The following is a 10,022-nucleotide window of genomic DNA, read 5'->3' on the forward strand; positions in this document are numbered from 1 at the left end:
CTCCGGGCTTTCCTTCCGGGCCTTTCGGCCTTTCGTGTTTCCAACCTTACCAGATCCGTTTTCCGTTCCGTTTCCGGTCCGAATTCCGTTTCCGGTGGCCTGTTGGGGGCCTTTGCCTTTCGGCTGTCCTTGACTTTAGCAGAGTCGCATCGGCCGACCTAATCGGCTTCGCGATTACCTGCGGGGGTCAAAGTGCTCCGTTGGAATTGCCTTCACGAACGAAGCGATTCAGATGCCAACGGCTGCTGAGCAACGTACCACGCCGCTCATCGCAACCGTTAAAATCTACCTCCCCACATGGCCCGTGTCAACGGGTTTCGGGGAGATGAACACCGTACCAGCTCAGCGGGGCGCTCCGCACATCACCCGAAGGCCGACGGCGGGGTCTCCAGCTCCTCCAGTTCGATGCCCGGGGCCGCGAGCACCACGTCGCCTGCGATGTGGACCGTGTGCTGCTCACCCGTGTCCAGCTCGCTGACCTGGTATTCGTCCACCGTGAGCGGGCCGATGTCGGTGGAGTGCTGGGTGCTGCCGAGCAGTGTCCAGGACTGGTCCAGGGTGCGCGGTGCGAGGACCGGGTCGGTGAAGGCGACGAGGCGGACGCGTACGGGGCTCCCGCCGGGTTCGAGCCGGAGCATGCGGGAGAGGGCGATGAGGAACGCCGGGGACGCGCCGGTGAACGCGTGGGCCTGGGTGTTGCCCTCGGTCGCGTGCGCTCCGGACGGATCCGTACGGACCCAGGTCACGCCCTCCATCGCGCCGCCGCGGATCCGCCAGCTCGATGCGTGCAGCTCCAGGCGGAGGGGGCGGCCGAGTTCGTCGAGGGTGAGGTCCACGGAACCGGCGTGCTCGCCGGAGGGCGAGGTGCGCTGTGCGACGTAACGCCATCCGCTGGGGCCCGGCGCGCAGTGGAAGTGCTCTTCGCCGAGGGGCGCGTGGTCGTGCGTGTCGTGGAGGGAGTAGCGGCCGCGGGGCATGGTGACGTCCTTGAAAACGGGCTCGGGCCCGCCCGGCCGGGATGGCGCGGACGGGCCCGAGTGGCCCCGCCGGTGCGGCGGGGCCGGTGACCGGCGCTCGGCGCGTCGGCCGGGGCGATCAGTAGCGGTAGTGGTCGGGCTTGTAGGGGCCCTCGACCGGGACGCCGATGTAGTCGGCCTGCTCCTGGCGGAGGGTGGTCAGCTTGGCGCCGAGTGCCTCCAGGTGGAGCCGGGCGACCTTCTCGTCCAGGTGCTTGGGCAGCACGTACACATCGGTCGGGTAGGACTCGGGCTTGGTGAACAGCTCGATCTGGGCGATCGTCTGGTCCGCGAAAGAGTTGGACATGACGAACGACGGGTGACCGGTCGCGTTGCCCAGGTTCAGCAGACGGCCCTCGGAGAGCACGATGAGCTTCTTGCCCTCGGGGAACGTCCAGGTGTGGACCTGCGGCTTGACCTCGTCCTTGACGATCCCGGGGATGGCCGCGAGACCGGCCATGTCGATCTCGTTGTCGAAGTGGCCGATGTTCCCGATGATCGCCTGGTGCTTCATCTTGGCCATGTCGGTGGCCATGATGATGTCCTTGTTGCCCGTCGTGGTGATGAAGATGTCCGCGGTCTCCACCACGTCGTCCAGGGTGGCGACCTGGTAACCGTCCATCGCCGCCTGCAGCGCGCAGATCGGGTCGATCTCGGTGACGATGACCCGGGCACCCTGGCCGCGCAGCGACTCCGCGCACCCCTTGCCGACGTCGCCGTAGCCACAGATGACCGCGACCTTGCCGCCGATCAGGACATCGGTGGCGCGGTTGATGCCGTCGACCAGGGAGTGGCGGCAGCCGTACTTGTTGTCGAACTTCGACTTCGTCACCGCGTCGTTGACGTTGATCGCCGGGAAGAGCAGGGTGCCCTCGCGGTGCATCTCGTACAGGCGGTGAACGCCGGTCGTCGTCTCCTCGGTGACACCGCGGATCTCGGAGGCGAGCTGCGTCCACTTCTGCGGGGTCTCCGCGAGGGTGCGGTTCAGCAGCTCGAGGACGACGCGGTGCTCGTCGTTCTCGGCGGTGGCGACGTCAGGGGCGGCGCCGGCCTTCTCGTACTCGACGCCCTTGTGGACGAGGAGCGTGGCGTCGCCCCCGTCGTCCAGGATCATGTTGGGGCCGCCGGTGGCGGTGCCCGGCCAGGTCAGCGCCTGCTCGGTGCACCACCAGTACTCCTCCAGGGTCTCGCCCTTCCAGGCGAAGACCGGGATGCCCTGCGGGTTCTCCGGGGTACCGGTCGGGCCGACGGCGATCGCGGCGGCCGCGTGGTCCTGGGTGGAGAAGATGTTGCAGGACGCCCAGCGGACCTGCGCGCCGAGCGCGGTCAGGGTCTCGATCAGGACCGCGGTCTGCACCGTCATGTGCAGCGAGCCGGTGACACGGGCACCGGCCAGCGGCTGGGATGCGGCGAACTCCTTACGAAGCGCCATCAGGCCGGGCATCTCGTGCTCGGCGAGGGTGATCTCCTTACGACCGAAATCGGCCAGGGAGAGGTCGGCGACCTTGAAGTCCTGACCGGTGTCGGCTGACGTCATGAGTGCTGCTCCTCATTGATCGGTTGGCGAGCGAGAGTGTTTCGGCTGGCCTGCGGGCAGCGGGCACTGTGTGTCCGGCGGTGCGTCCGGATCCGGGGTGTGTCCGGAGGTGGACCCACGTGAAGCGGACACACGTGTCCCCTTTGCTCGCAGCGCGCAGTCCGTCGGAGGCCCTCTCTCCCTCGGCCGGCCCGCGGTACGGGCCGCCCGACCGCCATCAGCAGCGACGTCTGGCTCGGTCACGAATCTACACCGCTGGGCGGGGTGAGCCCCAGCCCGCGGGGGTGTTCTTCGGCCCCGGGCCTGGAAGGGGCCCCGGGTCGTGGGGCCGAGCGCTTTGATCCCGTCCGCGGGTATTGCAGGATGCCGCTGGCACGGGGACGCTTGCACATTCCCGCGCTGCCCGGCCTGTTGACGCTGCCGTGCGCTGCCGTTCGCTGCCGTGCGCTGCCGTGCGCTGCCGGGGAAGCTGATCCTGACAAGGAGAACCACGTGACCAGTCCAGCCGATCCCCCCAGCGGTGCGGGGGCCAGCGACAGTGCGGAGACCGGCGGGCCGGGGCTCAGGCTGCTCGCGGTGACCGCCTGTCCGACGGGCATCGCCCACACCTACATGGCCGCCGAGAAGCTGGCGCAGGCCGCGGAATCGCTCGGTCATCGCATGAAGGTGGAGACGCAGGGCTCGATCGGGGCCGAGAACGTCCTGTCTGACAACGATGTCAGTGAGGCGGACGGCATCATCATCGCCGCCGACAAGGACGTCGACCGCAGCCGGTTCGTCGGCAAGAAGGTGATCGTCGTCGGGGTGGCCGAGGGGATTCACCATCCGGAGGGGCTGATCGAGCGGGTGCGGGACGCGCCGGTGTACGAGGGGGACGCGCGCGGTGCGGGCGGTGGCCGGGCGGTCGGTGCCGGGCCGGCCGGTGGCGGCTCGGCCGGTGGTGGCGGTGCCAAGGGGCGTGGCGTCACCTATAAGGCGCTCATGAACGGCGTCTCGTACATGATCCCGTTCGTGGTCGTCGGCGGTCTGCTGATCGCCGTCTCGCTCGCGCTGGGCGGCGATACGACGGCCGAGGGGATCGTCATCCCCGACGGCTCGTTCTGGAAGACCGTCAACGACATCGGCAGCATCGGCTTCCAGCTGATGATCCCGGCCTTGTCCGGCTACATCGCGTACGCCATCGCCGACCGGCCCGGGCTGGTGCCCGGCATGGTCGGCGGCTGGATAGCGGCCCATGGCGAGCTGTACGACAGCGAGGCGGGCGCCGGGTTCATCGGGGCGATCGTCACCGGGTTCCTGGCCGGGTATCTGGTGCAGGGGATCAAGAGGGTCCGGGTACCGAAGTTCGTTCAGCCGATCATGCCGATCATCGTGATCCCGATCGTGGCGACCTCGGTGCTCGGCCTCTTCTTCGTCTACGTCCTGGGCAGGCCCATCGCCTGGGTCTTCGAGAACCTCACCGACTGGCTCGGCGGGCTGACCGGGACCAGTGCGGCGCTGCTCGGCATCATCCTCGGGCTGATGATCGCGTTCGACATGGGCGGGCCGGTCAACAAGACGGCGTTCCTCTTCGGGGCCGGGCTGGTCTCCAAGAACCCCGAGGTCATGGGCGCGTGCGCGGCGGCCATTCCGGTGCCGCCGCTGGGGCAGGGGCTGGCCACGCTGATCCGTCGCCGGATGTTCGACGACCAGGAGCGGGAGACCGGGCTCGCCGCGCTCTTCATGGGCTTCTTCGGTATCACCGAGGGTGCGATTCCGTTCGCCGCGGCGCGGCCCGCGCTGGTGATTCCGGCGAACATGCTGGGTGGTGCGGTGGCCGGGGCCATCGCCGGGCTGGCGGCGGTCGAGGACAGCGTGCCGCACGGAGGGCCCATCGTGGCGGTGCTCGGTGCGGTGAACGGGGTGCCGATGTTCTTCGTGGCCGTGGTGGTCGGTACGGCCGTCACGGCGGTGGCCACGGTCGGGCTGATGTCGGTGCGGCGGGGTGAGGCGGGGGCGGTTCCGGCATCCGCGCCTGCCGCGGCTTCGGCCGGTGGGGTGGCTTCCGTTGTGGCCGAGCCGGTGCTGGTGGGGAGCGGTGCGGGTGGCTCGGGGGCTGCGTCGGGGGGTGGTTCCGCCGGGCGCGCCGGTGTCGCGGAGCCTGCCGGGGACGCGAAGTCTGCCGGGGGCGCGGAGTCTGCCGGGGGCGCGGAGTCTGCCGGGGGCGCGGAGTTGTCCGGGTATCTGACCGAGCAGACCGTCAAGGAGCGGCTGACCGCCGACCGTAAGGACGATGCCATCCGCGAGATGGCCGGGCTGCTGGCCGCGAGCGGCAAGGTCGCGGACGCCGCGGAGCTGGTGCGGGTCGCGTTCGCCCGCGAGGAACAGGGCACGACGGGTCTCGGGGAGGAGATCGCGATCCCGCACGCCAAGACGGACGCGGTGACCGCCCCGGTCGTCGGCTTCGCGCGCTCCGCCGAGGGCATCGAATGGGGCGCGCCGGACGGTACGAAGGCTCGGCTGGTCTTCATGATCGCGGTGCCGGAGGCCGCGGCGGGGGATGAGCACCTGCGGATCCTGGCGCTGCTGTCGCGGAAGTTGATGGTCGCGGAGTTCCGGGAGCGGTTGGCGGGGGCGGAGGACGTGGGGGCGATTCTGGGGGTGCTGGGCGAGATCGCGTAGGTGGGTGGCGGGGTGGGTTTTTCCCCACCCCCGCCCCTTCCCGATCCTGGGCTCCGCCCCGTCCCCCGCCGGGGCTGCGCCCCTGGGCCCCGGGCGTGGGACGCCGTGTCCCGGACCGGTCTCGGTACAGCGGGGCTCCCCGCACCAAGTCGCGCTTCTGGGCCCCAGCCCAGGGGCCTCGCAGCCGCCCGGCCGGGCTACGCCCGGGGACGAGGGCGGCACCCGCACCAGGCTGCCCTCCCAGGTCCCGAGCCTGGGGAGCTGCGCCGCCCCCGCGAGGGCTATGCCCCAGTCCGTTCCCGTGCGGTGGGGCGCCGCTGCCCCGGGTCCGGCAACGCCGGGTGAACGCGATCGCCCCGGCTGGGAGCCGGGGGGATCGGGGCTCAGGGGGTGGGCGTCCGGAGGATGTCTGGTTCCAGGTAGATCGCTCGGGCGATCGGGACCGCCTCGCGGATCCGGGCTTCCGCCGCGTCGATCGCGCGGGCCACGTCGGCCGCGCTGTCGTCGTGCTGGACCGCGATCTTGGCGGCCACCAGGAGTTCTTCGGGGCCCAGGTGGAGGGTGCGCATGTGGATCAGGCCGGTGACGGTCTGGCCGTCGACGACCGCTTCGCGGATCTTGGTTACCTGGTCGACGTCAGCCGCCTCGCCCAGCAGGAGGGACTTCGTCTCGGCCGCGAGGACCAGGGCGATCAGGACCAGCAGGGCGCCGATGCACATGGTGCCGATGCCGTCCCAGATGCCGTTGCCGGTCAGGATGGCGAGGCCGACGCCGCCGAGGGCGAGGACGAGGCCGACCAGGGCGCCGAGGTCCTCCAGGAGGACAACCGGCAGTTCGGGGGCCTTGGCGCGGCGGATGAACTGGGCCCAGGACAGCTTGCCGCGGACCTCGTTGGACTCCTTGATGGCCGTACGGAACGAGAAGCCCTCCGCGATGATCGCGAAGACGAGCACGCCGACCGGCCAGTACCAGTGGTCCAGCTCATGTGGGTGCTTGATCTTCTCGTAGCCCTCGTACAGCGCGAAGATGCCGCCGATGGTGAACAGCACGATGGAGACGAGGAAGCCGTAGATGTACCGCTCGCGGCCGTAGCCGAAGGGGTGCTCGGGGGTCGCCGCGCGCTTGGCCTGTTTGCCGCCCAGGAGCAGGAGTCCCTGATTGCCCGAGTCGGCCAGCGAGTGCACGCCTTCGGCGAGCATCGACGACGAGCCGCTGAAGGCGAACGCCACGAACTTGGCTGCGGCGATGGCCAGGTTGGCGCCCAGTGCGGCAACAATCGCCTTGGTTCCGCCGGATGCACTCATATGTGCCGAATGTCCCTTCCCGCTCATGGCAGTTTTGCTTGAGCTTTACTGCCGCTACGGCGGGCCATTGTTCCAGCCCTCCGCAGGAGCCTGACGTCAGGCGGTCAGTGTGGCCCTGAACACAGTGCCGTCGCCGGTCACGGTCACCTCTTCGCCCGCCCTGACGAAGGCCGATTCACCCCGGGACAGACGTAGTTCACCGTCACCGCGCAGCGAAACCTCGCCGGCGACGCACAACAGGATCTGCGGGCCGGAGGAGGGAAGGGTGCGCGGTGCGGCGCCCTCCGCCAGGACGTACCGGGAGAGCCGGAACTCGTCGATGGGGGTGGCGTACAGCTCCTCGCCGGAGGGGTCCTCCTCGGGGCGCAGGACGGCCGGGGCGGCACTCTCGAAGCGGACGATGCGGAGGAGTTCGGGGACGTCGACGTGCTTGGGGGTCAGACCGCAGCGCAACACATTGTCGGAGTTGGCCATGATCTCGACGCCGAGTCCGTCGAGGTAGGCGTGCGGGACGCCCGCGCCCAGGTACAGCGCCTCACCGGGCTGCAGCGTCACGAAGTTGAGCAGCATCGCGGCGATCACGCCGGGGTCGCCCGGGTAGTGCCGGGCGATGGTGGCGTACGCCGCGTACTCCGGGGCGTGCGGGCCGTCGAGTGCGCCCAGGCGTTCGGCGGCGGCCGCGGCCTGGTGCACGGTCTCGGCGATCGCCTCGCGGTCGGCGGTCAGCACGGCCGTCAGCACCTCGCGCAGGGCGTGCGACTCGGGGTGGGCGTGCAGGATGTCGACGTACGGCTTGAGCGAGTCGACCTCAAGTGCGGCCAGCAGCGCGGCGGCCTCGTCGGGGTCACGGAAGCCGCACAGCCCGTTGAACGGCGTCAGGGCGCAGATCAGCTCGGGCTTGTGGTTGGCGTCCTTGTAGTTGCGGTGCGGGGCGTCCACCGGGACGCCCCGGGCCTCCTCGTCCGCGAAGCCCTCCTTCGCCTGCGCGAGGTCCGGATGGACCTGGAGGGAGAGCGGCGAGGCCGCGGCGAGCACCTTGAGGAGGAACGGCAGCCGCGGCCCGAAGGCCCGTACGGCGTCCGCGCCCAGCTCCCGCTCCGGATCGGCCGCGATGACGTCGGACAGCGCGACGGAGCGCTCGACGGAGCCCTCGCCCCGGTCGAGGCGGGACGGCGCCCCGGGGTGCGCGCCCATCCACATCTCGGCCTGCGGCTCGCCGGTCGGCTCGGCGCCCAACAGGTCGGGGATGGCGGTGAGGGAGCCCCAGGCGTAGGGGCGCACGGTGTTGTCGAGGCGGTCCATGCGGTGCGGTTCCTGACTGTCCGGGCGGAGGGTGCCATGTGCGGCGTGGGTGCCGGTGCCCCGGCGGTGCCGGTGCCCCGGCGTGGGGCCGGTTTACGGCGTGGCCGGTTCGCGGCGTGGCCGGTTCGCGGCGTGGCCGGTTCGCGGCGTGGCCGTTCATGGCCTTGCGTACGGCCTCAAGTTCTATCCGCCGCAGCAAGCGCGAGGTAAACGGCGGCGAAATCCGTGATGGCGAGAAGCTCGGCCGCGCGCTCCAGCGGACTTCCCTCATCCGGTTCCAGCTCGCTGAAGGCCGTCTCGTGCGCCAGCGCCAGCTCGCGGGCGGACGGCACGGCCGAGACGGAGCCCACCGGCTCGTCGTGCAGCAGCACGATCCGGGCCCGCAGCGCCTCCGGCTCGTCCACTCGGTCGCGGAAGAAGTCATCGGGGTCGGCGCCGCCCGCGAAGGCCCCCGACAGCAGCGTGCCGTGCGCGGCCAGCGCGCCGGGCAGTTCGGCGGCGAGCGCGGGGCGCCCGGCGAGCGTCGCGAGCAGGCCCGCGAAGCGCCGTCCGGCCGCGGCGGCCACCGGGCCCTCGGTCCACAGCAGCGGAAGCGACCCGGCCAGCTCCGCCGCGAGCGTCTTCGCCGGGTTGGTGTACGTGGCGATGGCCGGTCCGCAGCGTTCGGCGACCCGGTCCAGCCGGTCCGCCACCTGTTGCAGCGCGGTGGGCGGCGCGGTGATCAGGCCGATCCGGTCGACGAGCATGAGCAGCGGGGTGAGCAGCGCCCACAGCGTGCCGGGCAGGGCGGGGCCGGTGACCTCGTCCGGGGCGGTGCCGGGGGGCTCTATGTGGGGCGGGGTGGTGTGGTGCGGCTGCGCGCTGGAGGGGGCTGGTTCGCCCAGGGCGCCTTCGGGGGGTGGGGTTTGGGGGGCCGCTTCGGGCTGGGCCTGGGGGTGGGCTTCGGGGTGGGCCTGGGGCTGGGCTTGGGACTGGGTGGCTTCGGGGGGCGCTTCTGTGGCCGTCGTGTACGGGCCGTACGCGGACGTGGCCAGCGGCACGATGAGGCCGCGCGCCTGCGCCACCGCGCCCGCCAGCGGCGCGTGGCCCGGCGCCACCGCGACCAGCGCGCAGCCCCGGCGGTACGCCTGCTCGACCAGGCGCGGCAGCCCCGGCTCCGTACCGTCCGGTGTCGCGATGACCAGCAGGTCGGCCGGGCCGACCCAGCCCGGGAGCGCCCAGCGCAGTGCGCCGGGCGCGGGGGCGACGCCGGTCGGGCCGATCAGGCTCACCGGGATGTTGCCGCCGCTGAGCGCGCGGAGGAGGTCGGCGGTACAGCTTCCGGCCGCCCCGGGGCCCGCGACCAGGACCGCGCGCGGGCGGCCGTCCGGCTTGAGGTCCGCTACGCCCGCCTCGGCGGCGTGCCGGGCTGCCGTACGGACTCTGGCGCCGGATTCGGCGGCCGCGCGCAGCAGCCCGCGGGTGTCGGCCCGGGCGAGGGCCTCTGGGGCGTCGAGGAGGGATTCGTCGAGCATGGAGCTACGGCCTCCGATCGCCGTGGGCGGGCGGTGCGGGTGGGGCGGTGTGCGGCGTGCGGCGTGCGGCGTGCGGCGTGCGGCGTGCGAACGTCGGGCGTCGTCAGGCCGGGCGGCGCGCCTCGTCCACGAGCAGGACCGGGATGCGGTCGCGGACGGGGTACGCGAGGCCGCAGCCCTTGGCGTCCGTGCACACCAGCTCGGGGGTCTCCTCGGCCTCTTCCTCGCGGAGCGGGGCGTGGCACGCCGGGCAGGCGAGGATCTCCAGAAGACCGGCTTCGAGCGGCATGGGGTGTCCCTTCGGATGTGGTCCTGTCGGACGGGGGTCCGGCGTGGTCAGGGTACCGCCGGGGGTGGGGCCGGCGCGGCCCCTGGCCCATCCCGGGGCCGGGGCCTGGGCCGTGTTTCTGGGCGGCGCTGCCCTCGTTCTGGGCCTCGGGTTGTCCTGGGCGGGGGCCTGTTCCCCACCCCGCCCCTTCCCGAAACCGGGGCTCCGCCCCGGACCCCGGCTGGGGCTGCGCCCCAGACCCCCTTCGGGGGCTCCGCCCCGCACCCCCGCCGGGGCTCCGCCCCTGGACCCCGCTCCTCAAGCGCCGGAGGGGCTGGGATGGGGCATCTCCGCCCCAGGACCCGGCTCCTCACACGCCGGAGGCACTGGAGTGGGGCACCTCCGCCCCCGCACCCCGCT

7 protein-coding genes are annotated in these 10,022 nt (G+C 71.9%); 1 reads left to right on the plus strand and 6 read right to left on the minus strand.

Annotation, left to right across the window (positions count from 1 at the left end):
- Positions 1 to 362 precede the first annotated feature (362 nt).
- On the minus strand, positions 363 to 977 hold the full coding sequence (locus ACZ6CL_RS42365) for a hypothetical protein (RefSeq protein ID WP_468946784.1): 615 nt from the start codon (positions 975 to 977) through the stop codon (positions 363 to 365).
- A 118-nt stretch (positions 978 to 1,095) separates the two neighbouring features.
- On the minus strand, positions 1,096 to 2,553 hold the full coding sequence (ahcY, locus tag ACZ6CL_RS42370) for an adenosylhomocysteinase (RefSeq protein WP_385449202.1): 1,458 nt from the start codon (positions 2,551 to 2,553) through the stop codon (positions 1,096 to 1,098).
- 492 nt (positions 2,554 to 3,045) lie between these two features.
- Here ahcY and ACZ6CL_RS42375 point away from each other — a divergent pair, with 492 nt between their 5' ends.
- A complete protein-coding gene (locus tag ACZ6CL_RS42375; RefSeq protein WP_468946787.1) occupies positions 3,046 to 5,214 on the plus strand; it encodes a fructose-specific PTS transporter subunit EIIC in 2,169 nt (722 codons plus the stop codon).
- Positions 5,215 to 5,597: 383 nt separating this feature from the next.
- Here the strand turns inward: ACZ6CL_RS42375 and ACZ6CL_RS42380 are convergent, their stop codons facing one another.
- The 4 genes from ACZ6CL_RS42380 to ACZ6CL_RS42395 form a co-directional block, all read right to left on the minus strand.
- Positions 5,598 to 6,518: a cation diffusion facilitator family transporter gene (locus ACZ6CL_RS42380; protein WP_468946789.1), complete on the minus strand. Its 921-nt coding sequence runs from the start codon at positions 6,516 to 6,518 to the stop codon at positions 5,598 to 5,600.
- Between the two features lie 96 nt (positions 6,519 to 6,614).
- The gene (gene manA / locus ACZ6CL_RS42385; RefSeq protein WP_468946791.1) at positions 6,615 to 7,820 is read right to left on the minus strand and encodes a mannose-6-phosphate isomerase, class I; all 1,206 of its coding nucleotides are present in this window, start codon (positions 7,818 to 7,820) and stop codon (positions 6,615 to 6,617) included.
- Positions 7,821 to 7,996: 176 nt separating this feature from the next.
- Positions 7,997 to 9,334, minus strand: coding sequence for an SIS domain-containing protein (locus tag ACZ6CL_RS42390; protein ID WP_468946794.1), 1,338 nt, complete (start codon positions 9,332 to 9,334; stop codon positions 7,997 to 7,999).
- A gap of 103 nt (positions 9,335 to 9,437) precedes the next feature.
- Positions 9,438 to 9,623: a Trm112 family protein gene (locus ACZ6CL_RS42395; protein ID WP_468946797.1), complete on the minus strand. Its 186-nt coding sequence runs from the start codon at positions 9,621 to 9,623 to the stop codon at positions 9,438 to 9,440.
- Positions 9,624 to 10,022: the final 399 nt, after the last annotated feature.

The sequence above is a fragment of the Streptomyces sp. NPDC041200 genome (assembly GCF_055591805.1).